The following is a 17,842-nucleotide window of genomic DNA, read 5'->3' on the forward strand; positions in this document are numbered from 1 at the left end:
GCCGTCGCCCCCCGCGCGGGGGCGTGGATCGAAACACCTTGCCGATCACCAGGGTTGTCCACTCGATGAGTCGCCCCCCGCGCGGGGGCGTGGATCGAAACACGCTGTCGGCCACCGGCAAGAGCTTCGCCGCCGTCGCCCCCCGCGCGGGGGCGTGGATCGAAACTCCCCGCGGTGCCGGGCCTGACCTTCGACGTTGGTCGCCCCCCGCGCGGGGGCGTGGATCGAAACAGATGGTCATCGACACCACGGCCGGCGCCAAGCGTCGCCCCCCGCGCGGGGGCGTGGATCGAAACACGCCTGCCATCTTCCAAACACCCTCGATCTTCGTCGCCCCCCGCGCGGGGGCGTGGATCGAAACATGGCAGACGCGGGCTAACTCAGCGGCGGCTTCGTCGCCCCCCGCGCGGGGGCGTGGATCGAAACAGCGTCAGCGCGCCGCCAGAAGCGGACGGAGCGAGTCGCCCCCCGCGCGGGGGCGTGGATCGAAACAGTCAACCCGTCGAGATGCCGCGGGACGGCTATGTCGCCCCCCGCGCGGGGGCGTGGATCGAAACCCGCCCCACCGGTCATTCGCCGCGCCCCACGTCCGTCGCCCCCCGCGCGGGGGCGTGGATCGAAACAAATCCGAACTCGTCGATATACTGGCGGCCGACAAGTCGCCCCCCGCGCGGGGGCGTGGATCGAAACTCGCTGGCGCGGTAGCGGTAGGTATTGCCCGCCCGTCGCCCCCCGCGCGGGGGCGTGGATCGAAACTTCCACTCGGGGCGCTCCATGCGGGCGATCCGGCGTCGCCCCCCGCGCGGGGGCGTGGATCGAAACATTGCAGTGTTGAAGGGCCAGTACCCACCCCCACGTCGCCCCCCGCGCGGGGGCGTGGATCGAAACTGCATGATGTTCGTCAGGTTGGTCATCGTCGCCTGTCGCCCCCCGCGCGGGGGCGTGGATCGAAACATTGAAGACGTTCGCCTCGTCGCCAAGCATTTGCGTCGCCCCCCGCGCGGGGGCGTGGATCGAAACAGCATGGCCTTGTCAACCTCGGACTTGACCTTGGGTCGCCCCCCACGCGGGGGCGTGGATCGAAACCTGTTCGAGCGCCATGCCGGCGCGTCGGGCGAGGGGTCGCCCCCTACGCGGGGGCGTGGATCGAAACACAGGAGCCAAGCGCGGCACCGCAGGCGCAGACGGTCGCCCCCTACGCGGGGGCGTGGATCGAAACGCGAACGGCATTCGCGCCCGGGCCCGCAACCCCGGTCAACCAAGCTGACAGGACGGTCAACTCCGCCGGATCGCTCCGCATTGTGACGCCTGCGGCGTCAGCGAACGCATCCAGCGATGAAGGACGCGCTCGATCGCCGCGGCGTCCTTCCGGGAGGTCCATCGCACATACCCGGCCGTTTCCCGTGCTTCGCCGGGCGACATGCCGTAATTGGTCCGGAAGGCCCGGATGAACGAGGCTTCGGAGCCGAAACCCCAGTGGTAGGCGATGTCGACGATCCGCGGGCGGTCCCGCCGGGGGGTCACCAGATCATCCAGTGCCCGCGCCAGCCGCCGGTCCCGCACATGTTTCGCCACCCCGCCCAGCGGTTCGAACAGCCGATAGAGAGCCGAGCGCGACAGGCCGAAGCTGTCGCAGATGAGGGCGGTCCCGAGTTCGGGAGCTTCGAGCTTCATCTCGATGAACTCCTTGATTCGGTCGAGCAGCGCCCCCCGCGGTTCATCGACCGGATTGCGGGTGTCGATCGCCGATCCGACGCATGCGGCGATCAGCCCGGCGATTCCGTCGGCGACCGCCATCGCCGCGGGGGCGTCCAGAGCGGGAAGCTGCGCGTCCAGCGTGCGCAAATGGTCGTTCAGGAGCATCCCGACCGCCGAATCCGCAGGCAGCACCAGCCCATGCAGGGCTTCCGGCACCTTGACCAGGGGGGCCAGCCCGTCCCGGGGGATCACCAGGGCCAGCAGTTGGAACGCGGAGGTCTCGACGGTGACGGGGCACCCCAAATTCAGGAATCCGATGTCGCCGGTGCGCATTGCGACCGTACTCCCCCCCTTCGAGACGGTGCAGCCGCCCTCAAGATAGAGCGTAACCATGCAATGGTCCAAGGCGCCTCGTGCGACGGTGGCGTTGGTGCGGCGCAGGGTCATTGCCGGCCCGCCGATCCGCAGCATGAGAAGGCTCCCGAGATGGAAGGCCGTCGCCGATCCGGCGAGGCCGGTCTCGTCCGCCGCGCCAGCCGGTTCCGCTTCGAAGAGGATCGACAGCAGGTCGCGCCACCGGGTGAAGCCGGCCCGGCCCGTGCTCTCCTGCGGATCGAAAGACAGAGTCGGAATCGGCCGGCGTTCCGCCGCCTCACGGGGTCCCATCGTGATGACTTGCCTCATGGTTCCGAAGCCTCGCCGCGCGACCGACACCGGTGTCGATAGCAGGCGTCCGTCATCGCCTGCAAGGTCGCGGTTTAGCCCGCTCCCCCGCCGCCGGCCCGAACTCCCGTATTGAGACGCAATGTCAAATCTTTGGGACGGATCGACGAGTGTAACCCTGGACGATCCGGTAAATTGCGCCCTCGATTAAAAAAATTACCGTGGGCCGATGGGTCGCCGGGACGTGGCTGCCTCTACGCCGCGTGCACCGGACGCGCCCCCTTCGCCGCCCACCCGACAGAGGTTGGCGTCAGAGGCATGGGACATTCGACCGGCAGGCGGCTGCGTTCCACCGGACAGTTCATCGGCCGGAGCGGCCTGCTGTTCGCCTTGATGAGCTGTACGGCGCTCACTCCGCTGCACTCCGCGGCGGCAGAGGAGGCGCTGCCGACCGGCGGGCGGTTCACCGCTGGGGCCGGGCGCATCGTCGAACAGCCCGGCGGCCTGCGGGTCGAACAGGGATCGCGCACCGGCACCGTCGAATGGCAGGGCTTCTCCATCGGCAGCGGCAAATCCGTGCATGTCGAGAACGGCGCCGGCGCCACCCTCAACCGCGTTACCGGCAATCTGCCCTCCCGCATCGACGGTTCGCTGACCGCCACCGGCTCGGTCTATCTGGTCAACCGCGCCGGCATCGTCGTCGGCAAGGAGGGGCGGGTCGATACCGGCGGCGGCTTCTACGCCTCCACCCACGATGTTTCCGATGCGGCCTTCGCCGCCCAGCGCGACCTGACCTTCGCCGGGGACTCCAAGGCCGCCGTGGTCAATCTGGGGACCATCGCCTCGCGCGGCGGCGACGTGGCGCTGATCGCCCGCTCCGTGCGCAACGAGGGCAAGCTCTCGGCGCCGAAGGGAACGGCGGCGCTGCTGGCCGGCTACGAGGTGCTGGCGAAGGAGACGGCCGACGCCGATGGGCGCTTCGCGGTCAAGGTCGGCGGGTCCGACACGGAAGCGGTCAATGCCGGCACGCTGGCGGGGGCAAATGCCGAGATGCGAGCCAATGGCGGCAGCGTCTATGCGCTGGCTGGCAACACCGGCGGTGTGGTCAAGGCGACGGGCGTCGCCAAGCGGGACGGGCGCGTCTTCCTGACGGCCGGCGACGGCGGCAGCGTCATCGTCGAGAGCCCGGTGGTGGCGCAGCGCCGGACCGGTGAGGAGAGCCGGCGCCCCGACGCGGCGAAGCCGGACAGCACGAAGGCGGAGAGCGCAGGGAAGGGCGCCAAGCGGGAAGCGCGCCCCTCACGCCGGCCGGAGCGGGCGGGCGGCGACATCCGCGTCTCCGGCGGATCGGTGACGGTTTCCGGCAAGCTGGACGCCTCGGGAACGACCGGGGCCGGCGGGACGCTGGTGGCGACCGGCAAGGCGGTGGTGCTGACCGGCAAGGCGGCGCTGGACGTGTCGGGCGCCTCGGGTGGCACGCTGCTGGTCGGCGGCGACTACCAGGGCGGGCGGACCGCGGCGACGCGCTATCTGGCCGAGCCGGTGGCGACGGCGCGGACGGTCACGGTGGAGGCGGGGGCGCAACTCCGCGCCGATGGCACGCGGGGGGATGGCGGCCAGGTGGTCGTGTGGTCCGACCGCGACACCGCCTTCGCCGGAGCGGTTTCGGCGCGGGGCGCCGGCAAGGGCGGCGACGCGGAGGTGTCGGGCAAGGCGCGTCTGGCCTTCACCGGCACGGCGGACCTGCGCGGGACGGCGGGCTTCGGCACGCTGCTGCTCGACCCCTACAACCTGACCATCTCCGATGCCGCCGACAGCGGGATGTCCGGCTTCAGCGCCAGCGGCAACGACAGCGTTCTGAACGTGAATACGCTGAAGTCGGCGCTGGATTGGGCCAATGTCCTGGTAACGACGGGGGAGGGCGGCACCCAGGCCGGCGACATCACGGTGGCGGCACCGCTCACCTGGAACCAGCCGACGATGCTCACCCTGTCGGCGGACCGGGACATCACGGTGAATGCCGCCCTCACCGCCCAGGGCGACGAGGGCATGATCGTGCTGAAGGCCGGCCGCGACATCGCGGTGAATGCGGCCGTCACCGGCGAAACCAGATCCAACCTTTCGCTGCTGGCCAAGCGCGACGTCACGGTGAGCGCCGCCATGCGCGGTGCGCAGGTGGTGCTGTGGTCGGATTACGGCGGCATCGGGACGGGAACGGTGCGGTTTGACGCGGGGGCCACCGTCACAGCCTCCGGCGGAGCGTCCATCCTCTACAATCCCACCGCCTACACCGCGCCGACCGACTATTCCGGCATCGCCGGGGCGGGCACGGCGGTGACCGGCTTCATGCTGGTGAACTCGGCGGAGAATTTGCAGGCCATCGCCAGCAATCTGGCGGGCACCTACGCGCTGGGCCGCGACATCGACGCGCAGGCCACCGCCGGCTGGAACAGCGGCGCCGGCTTCGCCCCGCTGGGCAGCGCCGCCACCCCCTTCACAGGGCGGTTCGACGGCCGGGATCATGCCATCGACGGGCTGACGATCAACCGGCCGGGCAGCAATGATGTCGGCCTGTTCGGCGTCGTCGGCGCCGGCGGCGTGGTGCGGGACGTCCGCATGGTCGGCGGCAGCGTGCTGGGGGCGAACCGGGTGGGAGCCCTGGCCGGCAGCAACGCCGGGACGGTGAACTGGGCGTCGGCCACCGGCACGGTGACCGGGCGGGGCGGCGAGGTCGGCGGGCTGGTCGGCAGCAACGCCGGGACGGTCGGCCAGTCCTTCGCCACCGGCGCGGTGACGGCACAGGGTGGTGCTGTCGGCGGACTGGTGGGCAGCAACAGCGGGACGATCCTCCAGGCCTATGCCAGCGGCGCCGTGACGGCGGGGGGCGATCAGGCGGGCGGCCTGGTCGGACGGATGACCGCCGGGTCGGTGACCGAAGCCTACGCCCTGGGCAGCGTGACGGGAACGAGGACGGTCGGCGGCCTGATCGGCGACAATGGCGGCACGGTGACCGAGAGCTACGCCACCGGCGCCGTGACGGGGCAGGATGCCGGCGGCCTGATTGGTGCCAACAGCGGCACGGTCGAATGGTCCTTTTGGGACACGCAGACCACCGGTCTCGGGAGTGGAGTCGGCGTCGGCACCGGTACGACCACCGGACTGAGAGGCCTGACATCAGACGAGATCCGGGATTCAAGCACCGTAGCGGACGGCAATTATTTCAGCTACGGAGCTTACAAATGGTACTCGAATCTCTTCGATATAGGCCCGGACTTCAGGCCCATCGGGGTATGGGAGGCGGCCAGGACAGGAGCGGACGGCTACAGGGTCGTCAGCAATCTGCATCAGCTTGTCCTGATAAACGCGAGCGATGGCTGGACCGAATATCCCAAGGGCAGCTATCGGTTGGCCATGGACATCGACGCGTCCGAAACCGCGGGCACCAACCCCGCGGGCATTTGGGGTGAGCGCGGATTTTATCCGATTGGGAACTTAATCGTCAGATTTCAAGGAAACTTCGATGGAGACGGCCATGTAATCAAAGGACTATTCATCAATCGTCCAAATGAGCGGTACGTCGGATTATTTGGCCAAGCAGTTGGGTTTATTAATAATAATACCATTATCAAAAATATAGGAGTTACCAATGGTCATTTTTCCGGACAGCTTTTTGTTGGAGGTCTTGTAGGATCTATTGAAGGTGGAGTGTCTATCGAAAACTCCTACTTCAATGGAAGTGTTTCTGGTCAAAGTATTGTTGGCGGTCTTGTTGGAAATTCACAGTCCCCCTTGGACCGGATCAAACGATCTTACGCGGTCGCATCGGTCACTGCGGCAGGGAATCGGGCTGGAGGGCTTGTCGGAAGAAGTTATGCAGGGATCGATCAGTCCTATGCCTCCGGCAGTGTGACAGGAGCCACCAACGTCGGCGGCTTCATCGGCGAGCATACTCAAGGCACCATCACCAACTCCTATTGGGACACGCAGACCAGCGGACAGCAGAACGGCGTCGGCAACAAGGTGGTGACCGGCCTGACCGGGTTGACCACCGCCGAGGCGCGTCAGGCATCCTCCTATGTCGGCTGGGATTTCACCAAGGACTGGTACCAGTCCGGGGACATGCGGCCCATCGGCCGGTGGGAGGCGGCGAAGGCCGGAAGCGACGGCATCGCAGCCATCACCAACCTCCACCAGCTCCAGCTGATCGATGCGAACCCGACAGGCTCCTACCGGCTCGACGCCGACATCGACGCCCAGGCTACGTCGGGCGCCGATGCCGCCGGCATCTGGGGGACGGGCGGCTTCGCCCCGCTGGCGGGCGCCGGCTTCACCGGCAGCTTCGACGGGCGCGGCCATCTGATCCGCGGGCTGACGATCAACCGGCCGGCGAGCGACGATGTCGGCCTGTTCGGCAAGATCGGCACCGGCGGCATGGTGAGCAATGTCGGCCTCGATGCGACCGGCGCCGTCACCGGCGGGAACCGGGTCGGCGCCATCGCCGGGACCAACGGCGGCACCATCCTCCAGTCCTTCTCCCGCGCCGGCGTGACCGGACAAGGGGCCGGCACCGGCGGGTTGGCGGGCAGCAACAGCGGCACCATCCGCCAATCCTATGCCGCCGGCACGGTGGCCGGACAGGGCGACGGCGTCGGCGGGCTGGCCGGCGTCAATGACGGCAGCATCCTGCAGACCTACGCCACCGGCGCGGTCACCGGGCAGGGCGACCGGGTCGGCGGGCTGGCCGGGACCAACGGGACGGGCGGCAGCATCGCCCAGTCCTACGCCACCGGCGCCGTGGCCGGGCAAGGCACCGCGCTCGGCGGGCTGGCCGGACGCAACGACGGCACCGTCACGCTGTCCTATTGGAACACCGAGTCCAGCGGCCGGGCGGCCGGCGCGGGGGCCGGGGCCGTCACCGGCATGACCGGGCTGACCGGCGCGCAGATGCGCGACGCGAGCAGCTTCAGCGGCCTCGACGCCCTGGCTTGGGCGCCGGCTGACGGCACCGGAGCGCCGCTGCTGTTCGGCGTGTCCGGCGCGGTCGGCATCGTCCACAACACCGTCTATGGCGACGATCCGGCGACTGTACCCATCGCCGTGCTCGGCGGGTCGGTGTGGAACCGGATCAGCGGCGGGGCGACCAGCACCCTGGCGGCCGGCGCCAATGTCGGGACCTACCTGAACCTCGTGGACGCGTCGGGGGTGACCGGCAGCTTCGGCCTCGGCGGGGCGGCCCGCGTGGTGAATGTCGGCGCCGTGGTGACGCCGGCCACCCTGACGCTGACGGCCGACGGCGGCACGATGGTCTATGGCGACGCCGTACCGACGCTGACGGGGTTTACGGTCACGGGCTGGAAGAATGGCCAGACCGGCGCGCTGCTGTCGGGCGTGACCGTCTCGACCGACGCCACCTCAACCTCGAATGTCGGCACCTCCTACCGCACCATGACGGCGGGCGGGACGCTGTCGGGTGCCGCCACCGGCAACTACACGATTGCCCGTACGGATGGGGCCTTCTCGGTGACGCCGGCCACCCTGACGGTGACGGCATCCGACGGCACGATGGTCTATGGCGACACCGTGCCGGCGCTGACCGGCTATACGGTGGCGGGCTGGAAGAACGGCCAGACCGACGCGCTGCTGTCGGGCATCACGGTTTCGACCGACGCCACCTCCGCCTCGAATGTCGGGACCACCTATCGCACGATGACGGCGGGCGGGACGCTGTCGGGGGCGGCCACCGGCAACTACACGATTGCCCGTACGGACGGGGCCTTCTCGGTGACGCCCGCCACCCTGACGGTGACGGCATCGGACAGCACGATGGTCTACGGCGACGCCGTGCCGACATTGGGCTACAGCCTGTCCGGCTGGAAGAACGGCCAGACCGACGCCCTGTTGTCGGGCGTGACCGTCTCGACCGATGCGACCTCCGCTTCGAATGTCGGCAGCTCCTACCGCACCACGGCGACGGGTGGCACGCTGTCGGGGGCCGCCGCCGGCAACTACACGCTCAGCCATGTGGGCGGCGCCTTTTCGGTGACGCCGGCCACCCTGACGCTGACGGCGTCAGACGGCACGATGATCTATGGCGACACCGTGCCGGCGTTGACCGGCTATTCGGTGTCGGGCTGGAAGAACGGACAGGGCGACGGGCTGCTGTCTGGCGTCACGGTTTCCACGGACGCGACATCTCAGTCGAATGTCGGGACGGCCTACCGCACGATGACGGCGGGCGGGACGCTCTCCGGTGCCGCCACCGGCAACTATACGATAGCCCGTGCGGACGGGGCCTTCTCGGTGACGCCGGCCACCCTGACGGTGACGGCGGCCGGCGGCACGATGGTCTATGGCGACGCCGTGCCGACGCTGACCGGCTATTCGGTGGCGGGCTGGAAGAACGGCCAGACCGACGCCCTGCTTTCGGGCGTCACGGTTTCCACGGACGCGACATCTCAATCGAACGTCGGCACCACCTATCGGACGATGACGGCGGGCGGGACGCTCTCCGGTGCTGCCACCGGCAATTACACGGTTGCCCGTGTGGACGGCGGCTTCTCGGTTACGCCCGCCACGCTGACGGTGACGGCGGCCGGCGGCACGATGGTCTACGGCGACGCCGTGCCGACGCTGACCGGCTATTCGGTGGCGGGCTGGAAGAACGGCCAGACCGACGCCCTGCTTTCGGGCGTCACGGTTTCCACGGACGCTACCTCCGCCTCGAATGTCGGCACCGCCTATCGGACCATGACGGCGGGTGGCGCGCTCTCCGGTGCTGCCACCGGCAACTACACGATTGCCCGTGCGGACGGCGCCTTCTCGGTGACGCCGGCCACCCTGACGGTGACGGCGTCGGACGGCACGATGGTCTACGGCGACGCCGTGCCGACGCTGGGCTACAGCCTGTCCGGCTGGAAGAACGGGCAGACCGATGAGCTGCTGACGGGCGTGACCGTCTCGACCGACGCCACCTCCACCTCGAATGTCGGCACCTCCTACCGCACCACGGCGACGGGTGGGACGCTCTCCGGTGCCGCTTCCGGCAACTATACGATTGCCTGTGCGGACGGGGCCTTTGCGGTGACGCCGGCCACCCTGACGGTGACGGCGGCCGGTGGCACGATGGTCTATGGCGACGCCGTGCCGACGCTGACCGGCTACAGCGTGACGGGCTGGAAGAACGGCCAAACCGACGCGCTTCTGTCGGGTGTGACCGCCTCGACCGACGCCACCTCCACCTCGAATGTCGGCACTTCCTACCGGACCGTGACGGCGGGTGGCACGCTGTCGGGTGCCGCATCCGGCAACTACAGCTTCAACCGTGTGGACGGTGCCTTTTCGGTGACGCCTGCCACCCTGACGCTGACTGCGGCTGGTGGCACCATGGTCTATGGCGACGCCGTGCCGACACTGACCGGCTATTCGGTGGCGGGCTGGAAGAACGGCCAGACCGACGCGCTGCTGTCGGGCGTGACCGTCTCGACCGATGCCACATCGCAGTCGAACGTCGGGACCTCCTACCGCACGATGACGACGGGCGGAATGCTGTCGGGTGCCGCCGCCGGCAACTACAGCTTCAGCCGTGTGGACGGTGGCTTCTCTGTGACGCCTGCCACGCTGACGGTGACGGCGGCCAACAGCACGATGGTGTATGGCGACGCCGTTCCGGTGCTGGGCTATACGGCATCGGGCTGGAGGAACGGCCAGGGCGACGGGCTGCTGTCCGACGTGACCGCCTCCACCGACGCCACCTCCCTGTCGAATGTCGGCACCTCCTACCGCACGACCACGACGGGCGGGACGCTGTCGGGGGCCGCCGCCGGCAATTACACGCTGGACCATGTCGGCGGCAGCTTCTCGGTGACGCCGGCCATCCTGACGGTGACGGCCGGCAGCCGCGCGATGGTCTATGGCGACGCCGTGCCGGGTCTGGACTACAGCGTGGCGGGCTGGAAGAACGGTCAGACCGACAGCCTGCTGGCGGGGGTTGGCGTCTCGACCGACGCCACCGCGCAATCGAATGTCGGAGACTACCGCATCGCCGCGACGGGCGGGACGCTGTCGGGCGGCGCCGTCGGCAACTACACGCTTCGCCATGTGGACGGCAGCCTTTCGGTGACGCCGGCCACGCTGACGCTGACGGCGGCCGACGGAACCATGATCTATGGCGACGCCGTGCCGGTGCTGTCCGGCTATTCGGTGGCGGGCTGGAAGAACGGGCAGACCGATGGACTTCTGTCCGGCGTCACGGTTTCCACGGACGCAACGTCTCAGTCGAACGTCGGGACGGCCTACCGCACGACGACGGCGGGCGGGGCGCTCTCCGGTGCTGCCGCCGGCAACTATACGTTTGCCCGTGTGGACGGCGCCTTCTCGGTGACACCGGCCACCCTGATGGTGACCGCGGCGGACGGCAGCATGGTCTATGGCGATGCCGTACCGGCGCTCGGCTACAGCGTGTCCGGCTGGAAGAACGGCCAGAGCGACGGGCTGCTCTCTGGCGTCGCGGTCTCCACCGACGCGACCTCCCTCTCGAACGTCGGTACCGGCTACCGCACCATGGCGGCGGGCGGGACGCTGTCGGGTGCAGCGACCGGCAACTACCGGCTCAGCCATGCCGGCGGAGCCTTTTCGGTCACGCCGGCCCTACTGACGGTCACGGCCACCGACGGCTCGATGGTCTATGGCGACGCCGTGCCTGCGTTGGGATATTCGGTGACGGGTTGGAAGAACGGCCAGGGCGACGGGCTGCTGTCGGGCGTCACCCTGTCCACCGACGCCCGCTCGCGGTCGGCGGTCGGGGCCGGCTACCGCATCACGGCGGCGGGCGGGACGCTGTCGGGGGTGGCCAGCGGTAACTATTTGATCCGCCATGCCGATGGCAGGCTGACGATCGGCCGGAGGCCGCTGACGGTCGCGGCGGACGATGCCGCCCGGCTGGCCGGCACCGCCAACCCGGCCCTGACTTACCGGATTGTCGGCCCCGGGCCGCTGGACGGCGACCGGATCGACGGCCTGCCGGAAACCCTTGCGACGCTGGCGTCGCCGGCCGGAGCCTATGCCATCACGCAGGGCGGCCTGACCGCCGGGGACAATTACGACCTGCGCTTCACGCCGGGGTTGCTGACGGTATCGCCCCAGCCATCCGGGCTGGCCGCCATCCTGCCGGCGCGCCTGATGGAACCGGGCACTCTCTCGGGACCTGCCATCGCACCCCCCGGCCGCCCGACCGAAGCAGGAGAATCGTCGGATTCCGCGTCGCCGGCCTCCATGTCGGCAGCGCCCGCGTCGGAGGTCACCGGCCAAGAGGTCGCCGACACCCGAAAGGACGGCGCGCAAGACGTCTGCGGGGCCGCGGGCGGCGAGGGCTGCGCCTCGCTTCCGCATCCTGCCAACCGCTTCCTCGGAACCTTCCTGAGTGTGAAGTCCCCCTGATGCCCGCAACCGTCATCCGTTTGTCCTTCGGTGCCCTGGCGCTGGGCGCCCTTGCCCTGACAGGTGGGGGAGTGCTGGCGCAATCCCTGCCGGTCGAACGCAACCCGCCGCCCCGGCCGGCCGAACCGTCCAATACGCTCTCGATCGACCCCGGCAATGGGGCCGCGGCGGACCGGACACCATTGGGCGTCGAGTTGAGCGCCATCAGGCTGATCGGCCGCGATGCCGCCGTCCCATCGGCGGGCGGGGCAGACGTCGGGTCGGAAGTCGGCACCGGTGGGATCCTTACCGGCCGGATCGGCATCGGCGGTGCCGAATCCGACCAGGCGCTGCGGGACGATCTGCGCAGCGCCCTGTCCGGCTTCATCGGGCAGCCGCTGTCCATGGCGCTGATCGCCGATGTGCAGGCCGCCATCGCCGGGGTCTACCGCGAGGCCGGCCATCCCTTCGTGTCGGTCAGCATTCCGCCGCAGGAGGTCACCGCCGGCACCCTGACCCTGCGGGTGATCGAATTCGCCCTGGGGAAAATCTCGATCCAGGGGGAGGCGGACGGCCAGGGTGACGGGCGCGGCGCCGCCATTGCCGCCGGCATCCGCGGCGTGGAGGGAGACCGGATCGAGGTGGCTCGGATCGACGAGGATCTGCGCTGGTTGAACCGCTACCCCTACCGCCGCGTCCAAGGCATCTTCTCTCCCGGCGACGGCCTTGGCCGCTCCGACCTGACGCTGGAGCTGGTACCGCAGAAGCCGTGGCAGGTCTTCGCCGGCTATGCGAACACCGGCACGCAGGAAACCGACCGCAACCGCTTCTTCCTCGGTGCCGGCTTCGGCCTTCCCCAGCTTGGCGACGCCTACGGGTCGTGGCAGACCACCGGATCGCGCGATCTGTTCGCGGGTGCCGGGCGCCTCTTCCCCGGCGACGGCGAGCGTGCCCATTACCTCAGCCATTCGGCGCGCTTCGTCCTGCCCACCGCCGCCCGCCAGGCGATCGAGATCAGCCCGAACTTCGTGGCGACGCGGCAGGGGAACGGCTCCTTCACCTCCGATAACAATTTCTTCGAGCTGCCGGTCTATTACCGCGCCGCGCTGTCCAGCCTGCTGCCCGGTGTCCATCTCGGCGACGTCCAGGCCGGGGTCGAGGCCAAGACGCTCGATCGCCGGACCTTCTTCGACGGCGCCGGTCTCGGCCGGGCGCGTGCGGACGTCGTCCAGGTCGGCCTCGGTTGGGACCGGAGCTGGAGCGACCGGCTGGGAGCGACGGCGCTGAGCCTGATCGGCAAGATCAATCCGGGCGGCGTGATGGCCAACAATGACGATGCGGGCTGGACCGCCTTTTCGAACGGCCGTGTCCGGAAGGCGCGCTATGCCTATGTAACCGGTGTCGCGAACCGCAGCACCGACCTTGGCGGAGGGATCAGCCTGACCAACGAATTGATGGTGCAGTTCGCCGGGCAGGCGCTGCCCGACACCGAACAGATCGTGCTCGGCGGGCTCTATGCCGTGCGCGGCTACGACCTGGGGAACGGGGCGGCCGACCGCGGCATCATCCTGCGCAACGAGCTGCGCCTGCCCGGCGTTCCGCTGGTCCGGGACGACATCCTCCAGCCCTTCGCCTTTGTCGACGGCGCGGCCGGAAAGGACATCGGCGCGCGCCGGAACCTGTTCCTGGCGGGCACCGGACTCGGCGTCGACTATCGCGTCGCGGACCATGTGACGACGAACCTGACCGCCGCGGTCGCGCTGGCCGACGAAGGCAAGCGGCAGGCCGGCCATTTCGACCTGAAATTCCGTGTCTTCGCCACCTACTGATCCTCCACCACTCATCCCGTCTTGAAAGGACGATCGAGCATCGTGACCATGACCCGCCGAAACACCGTGTTCCGTGGCACCATTTCCCGGGGCACCGCTTTCCTGGGCGCCGTCTTGCCGCTGGTGATCCTGCTGTCCGCAGGCGGCGCGGCGGCGCAGCAGCCGGCTCCCGTTCCGGCGCCGAACCGGACGACCGCCAATTACGACGACTGGCTGGTGCGTTGCGAAGCCGAACGCGACGGCACCAAGGAAACGAAGCTGTGCGAAACCGTGCAGACGATCGCCGGGCCGGACGGCCGGATCATTGCGCAGGTCGTGATCGGCCGACCGACCGGGGCCGCCGGGGACAAGATCCTGGCCGAACTGCCGGCCGGCGTGCTGCTGCCGCCCGGCGTCGCCATCCGTGTCGGCGACAAGCAGGTGGCATCGCTCACCTTCCGGCGCTGCCTGCAATCCTGCCTTGCCGAAGCGGAGCTGTCCAAGCAGAGCCTCGACGCGCTGGCGAACGCCACGCAGCCGATCAGCCTCGGCTTCTCGGACGGGGCGGGAAAGTCGGTGGCTCTGCCGATGTCAGCGAAGGGGTTGCGCAACGCCTACGCGGCCGGCAGTGCTCCCGGCAAGTAACGGTGGTGAGGAGGGGCATGTGTCGCCTGTGGATGCTCATCCCGTTGATGCTTGACAGAGGACATATGCGAATGCTTCCCCTTTCGGAGGGGAATTGTTTGAGTGCGACCGATGTCCGATACGGCCCATGTGACGGAACCCGGTGTGACGGCTCCGGTTCTTCGCTTCGACAGCCTGGCCATGCCGGCGGAGGAGGGATTCGGCCAGTGGCGGGACCAGATGTCGCCGATCTTCGATATAAGCCTGCCGAAGGACGATTTCGACGGCTTTCGCGGCAGCCTACAGACTTACCATCTGGGCGGCGTGCTGCTCGGCCGCTGCACAACGGTGACGCAGACCTTCCACCGCACCCCCCAGGTGATCACCCGCAGCGGCATCGACCATTATCTGATCCAACTGCAGGTGAAGGGTGGGTCCTGTGGGACGATGGGGCGGCGCGAGGTCGACGTGCGGTCTGGCGACGTCTGCATCCTGGATCTGGCGCAGACGGTCCACACGGTGGATTACAACGTTGACACCCTGACTCTCTGCTTGCCGCGGGAGATGCTGGCTCCGCTGGTGGCCGCGCCGGATGAGCTTCATGGGCTGGTGCTGCGCAGTGGCAGTTCGATCGGCTCCCTGCTGTCCGCTCACATCCAATCCCTCTACCGGGTGGCAGGCCAGCTGTCTTCGCGCGAGGCCATGACCGTGACCAAAGGTGCAGCCAGCTTCATCGCTGGTTGCCTGGGGCCGACCGTCAATGCGCTCGACCTCGTCCGGCCTGAGATGCAGGCGTCCCGCATGGCGGAGATCAAACGCTACATTGACGGGCATCTCGGCGATCCGGGGTTTGGAGCGACCCAGATCGCCGAAGCGTTCGGCCTCTCCCGCCCAACCCTGTACCGCTTGTTCGAACCGCTGGGCGGGGTGGCCGCCCATATCCTGCGGAGGCGGCTGGATCGCAGCCTGGCCGACCTGACGGCGGCGCATCGGTCCCAGCGCATTGCTGAGATTGCCCATCGCTGGGGCTTTCGCTCCGAAGCCGCCTTCAGCCGTGCATTCAGGTCGGCGTTTGGAATGACGCCCAGCGATGCCAGAGACACCGGGCAACGCCTGCGCCAGCCGGTTTCCGGCTCCACCGATGTGTTCAAGCGCTGGTTCCACGAACTCACCGTTCTCTGATCAATTTGGTTACCAACTCTGTTGAAGACCCGCAATGACTGGCCTGTTGTGCGGGATCGGCGCGTTTGCACCAGTTCCGGGAGCCTATGCCGAGGCGTTTCTCCAGAGAAGATCCTGCACCATGCGTCGCAACACGATCCGAAGCGGTCCTTGTGGCATGTCGGAAGCGTCGCTGGCGACGGGCAAAGGACAGGATAGGAGACGATCAGATCGGCGCCGGCGGCAGAGTCAATTCTCGGTGGCTTCGCGCCCCCGCAACCAACGATGCTTGCGATCCTCGATCGCAGATAAGCCCGGTCTCCCCACGGAGGCCGGGCTTCTTCGTGTTCGCGGCAAAGCTCAGCATCGCCGTCAGATCGCCGCGCAGCACGATCTGCCAGCCCCTTGCCCTCGCGGGCTGCAGGGTGATGCGGTCGACCAGACCGCGGAGGATGCTGGCGGCTTCAGCCTTGGTTTCCTCGGACTGCAGGCGTTCGTGCAGAGCCGCGATCCGCTGCCTGTACATTTCGGCCATGTTCGGGTGCAGAAGGGGAGGGGGCTCGGTCGCGCTCGCCAGCAGGCCGGTGAGTGAGGTGGTCCACCAAAGCGTCTACTGCCGCCTCTGCCGCTGTTACCGAAGCTGCCAGTCGTTCGTCGGCAAACTCGTCATATTCGATGGCGACGGTATGGGCATCATGCACGCCAAGATAGGCCAGTGGCACTTTCAGCCCGGCCTCGACCAGATTGGTTGAGGCGAGCGGTCCGCCTTCGTCGTAACCGTTATCGCCACGCGCGGTCAGGATGACCAGGCGCTTGCCTGTTGGCAGCATGGGCCAATAAGGCGTGCCCGGTCGTGCCCGGTCAAAACTGTCAGGCGACACGTCAAACTGCCCCCCTGGCGCCATGAGGAATTGCCCCCCTTGAGAGAAGGGGACTTGAGGGATGGAGTGCTTGAACGAGGCTATTCCGCGGGGCATTGAACCGCGGAGGGACGTGATGAAGGCGGGTCACGTCCGTCAAGGTGGTGGAAATTGGAAGGTGGTCAGGAGCGTCGTCGGTCAGGCGGCCTTTGTTGAGGGGAGCGGTGTGATAGCGGGCTCATCGGCGGCGGCGATACCGGCCATGGTTTCGAGCGTCAGGTACCGGTGTTGAAGCTGCCAGTCGTCGTTCTGTTCCAGCAAGATCGCACCGACGAGCCTTCGAACACTTTCTTCATTTGGGAATATGCCAACAACATCCGTGCGGCGTTTCACTTCCTTGTTGAGACGTTCAAGAGGATTCGTCGAGTGTAGTTTGGTGCGGTGTGCCTCTGGATAGTCCATGTAGGCGAGCACATCGTGCTCGGCGGCATCGAGCAGCGCCGCCACCTTGGGGAAGCGTGCCCGCAGCTGATCGGCGACATGGCGCCAGACCTCGCCGGCGATCTTGCGGTCGGGCTGCACGAACACTTGGCGCACGGCGGCCGACACCACGGTCTGCTGCCCCTTGGGCACATGGCACAGCAGCGAACGAAGGAAATGAACACGGCAACGTTGCCAGGTGGCGCTCAGCACTTGGCTGATCGCCGCCTTCAGCCCCTCATGGGCATCGGATATCACCAGCTTCACGCCTTTCAGCCCGCGCCGTACGAGGCCGCGCAGGAACTCGATCCAGAAGATCGCCGCCTCCGATTGCCCCAGCCCAAGGCCGAGGATCTCGCGCCGCCCATCCTGATTGACGCCGGTGGCGATTATCGCGGCGATCGAGACGATGCGGCCGTCTTGGCGGACCTTCAGGTAGGTGGCATCCAGCCAGAGGTACGGCCAGTCCCCCTCCAGCGGACGCTCCAAGAAGGACTGTACCCGGGTGTCGATCTCCTGGCACAGCGCCGAAACCTGGGACTTGGAGATGCCGGTCATACCGAGTGCCTGGACGAGGTCATCGACNGGGTCATCTGCCGGCTGCCATACCAAGGCGTTTCCAGGAACTGCCCGTCGATCAGCCGCATCAACTCAAGGTTCTCGGCCGGCTCGCCTTTGGCCGGTCCGTAGTAGCTGGACCGGCTGATCGAAACCAACTCGCACTGCCGGGTGATCGACAGGCGCGGATGATCCGCCTCGACCAGCTCCCGCCTCCGACCGATGCTCATCGACCGGAGGCCTTGCGCAAAAAATCCCGCTCCACCACCAACTGGCCGATCATTGCGTGCAGCTTCTCCACCTCGCCCTGATGGCTGGTTTCAGCGGCTTCCGCCTTGCCGGAGAACACCCCGGCCATCCCCTCCATCGCCTGCTTCTTCCAGGCGTTGATCAGCGTCTGGTGTACGCCGTGCTTGGCAACCAACTGCGACACCGTCAGCTCGCCCCGGATCGCCTCCAGCGCAACCTTCGCCTTGAACTCTGCCGAATACCGCTTCCGTTTCCCCGTCATCGGGTCCGTCCTTCTTCCTGGGCGAACCAAGCTTAGCCGAATGTCCGGGAAACGGGGACCATCTC

General features: G+C 68.0%; 7 protein-coding genes, 1 pseudogene and 1 CRISPR repeat array (1 of these 9 only partly in view). Of the genes and pseudogenes, 4 read left to right on the plus strand and 4 right to left on the minus strand.

What is annotated here, in order from left to right:
* A CRISPR array of direct repeats spans positions 1-1,219; the repeat unit is 32 nt; unit sequence GTCGCCCCCCGCGCGGGGGCGTGGATCGAAAC; it begins 129 nt to the left of the window's first position.
* A 56-nt stretch (positions 1,220-1,275) separates the two neighbouring features.
* Complete coding sequence (locus tag A6A40_RS19800; protein WP_146191596.1) at positions 1,276-2,412, minus strand: helix-turn-helix domain-containing protein; 1,137 nt, start codon at positions 2,410-2,412, stop codon at positions 1,276-1,278.
* A gap of 267 nt (positions 2,413-2,679) precedes the next feature.
* Here A6A40_RS19800 and A6A40_RS32215 point away from each other — a divergent pair, with 267 nt between their 5' ends.
* The 4 genes from A6A40_RS32215 (at position 2,680) to A6A40_RS19820 (ending at position 15,389) form a co-directional block, all read left to right on the plus strand.
* The gene (locus A6A40_RS32215) at positions 2,680-11,796 is read left to right on the plus strand and encodes an MBG domain-containing protein (protein ID WP_108547609.1); all 9,117 of its coding nucleotides are present in this window, start codon (positions 2,680-2,682) and stop codon (positions 11,794-11,796) included.
* Complete coding sequence (locus tag A6A40_RS19810; protein ID WP_108547610.1) at positions 11,796-13,604, plus strand: ShlB/FhaC/HecB family hemolysin secretion/activation protein; 1,809 nt, start codon at positions 11,796-11,798, stop codon at positions 13,602-13,604. Before A6A40_RS32215 ends, A6A40_RS19810 begins: the two co-directional genes overlap by 1 nt.
* Before the next feature lie 48 nt (positions 13,605-13,652).
* The gene (locus A6A40_RS19815; RefSeq protein ID WP_108547611.1) at positions 13,653-14,228 is read left to right on the plus strand and encodes an invasion associated locus B family protein; all 576 of its coding nucleotides are present in this window, start codon (positions 13,653-13,655) and stop codon (positions 14,226-14,228) included.
* A 111-nt stretch (positions 14,229-14,339) separates the two neighbouring features.
* Positions 14,340-15,389, plus strand: a complete 1,050-nt coding sequence (locus A6A40_RS19820) for a helix-turn-helix domain-containing protein (RefSeq protein ID WP_108547612.1) — start codon at positions 14,340-14,342, stop codon at positions 15,387-15,389.
* 205 nt (positions 15,390-15,594) lie between these two features.
* On the opposite strand, the gene A6A40_RS19825 is transcribed toward A6A40_RS19820, so the two are convergent.
* The 3 genes and pseudogenes from A6A40_RS19825 to A6A40_RS19840 form a co-directional block, all read right to left on the minus strand.
* A complete protein-coding gene (locus tag A6A40_RS19825; protein WP_146191598.1) occupies positions 15,595-15,903 on the minus strand; it encodes a hypothetical protein in 309 nt (102 codons plus the stop codon).
* Between the two features lie 523 nt (positions 15,904-16,426).
* Positions 16,427-17,293: IS256 family transposase (locus A6A40_RS19835; RefSeq protein ID WP_108548039.1), on the minus strand; the 867-nt coding region annotated here is incomplete at its 5' end.
* A 1-nt stretch (position 17,294) separates the two neighbouring features.
* Positions 17,295-17,777: pseudogene (locus A6A40_RS19840) on the minus strand (transposase); the annotation flags it as partial.
* Positions 17,778-17,842 lie beyond the last annotated feature (65 nt).

The sequence above is a fragment of the Azospirillum humicireducens genome (genome assembly GCF_001639105.2).
Taxonomy (GTDB): Bacteria; Pseudomonadota; Alphaproteobacteria; order Azospirillales; family Azospirillaceae; genus Azospirillum; species Azospirillum humicireducens.

Coding starts and splice junctions, on each gene's coding strand:
- A6A40_RS32215 (WP_108547609.1), top strand. CDS start 2,680: ATGGGACATTCGACCGGCAGGCGGCTGCGTTCCACCGGACAGTTCATC.
- A6A40_RS19810 (WP_108547610.1), top strand. CDS start 11,796: ATGCCCGCAACCGTCATCCGTTTGTCCTTCGGTGCCCTGGCGCTGGGC.
- A6A40_RS19815 (WP_108547611.1), top strand. CDS start 13,653: ATGACCCGCCGAAACACCGTGTTCCGTGGCACCATTTCCCGGGGCACC.
- A6A40_RS19820 (WP_108547612.1), top strand. CDS start 14,340: ATGTCCGATACGGCCCATGTGACGGAACCCGGTGTGACGGCTCCGGTT.
- A6A40_RS19825 (WP_146191598.1), bottom strand. CDS start 15,903: ATGGCCGAAATGTACAGGCAGCGGATCGCGGCTCTGCACGAACGCCTG.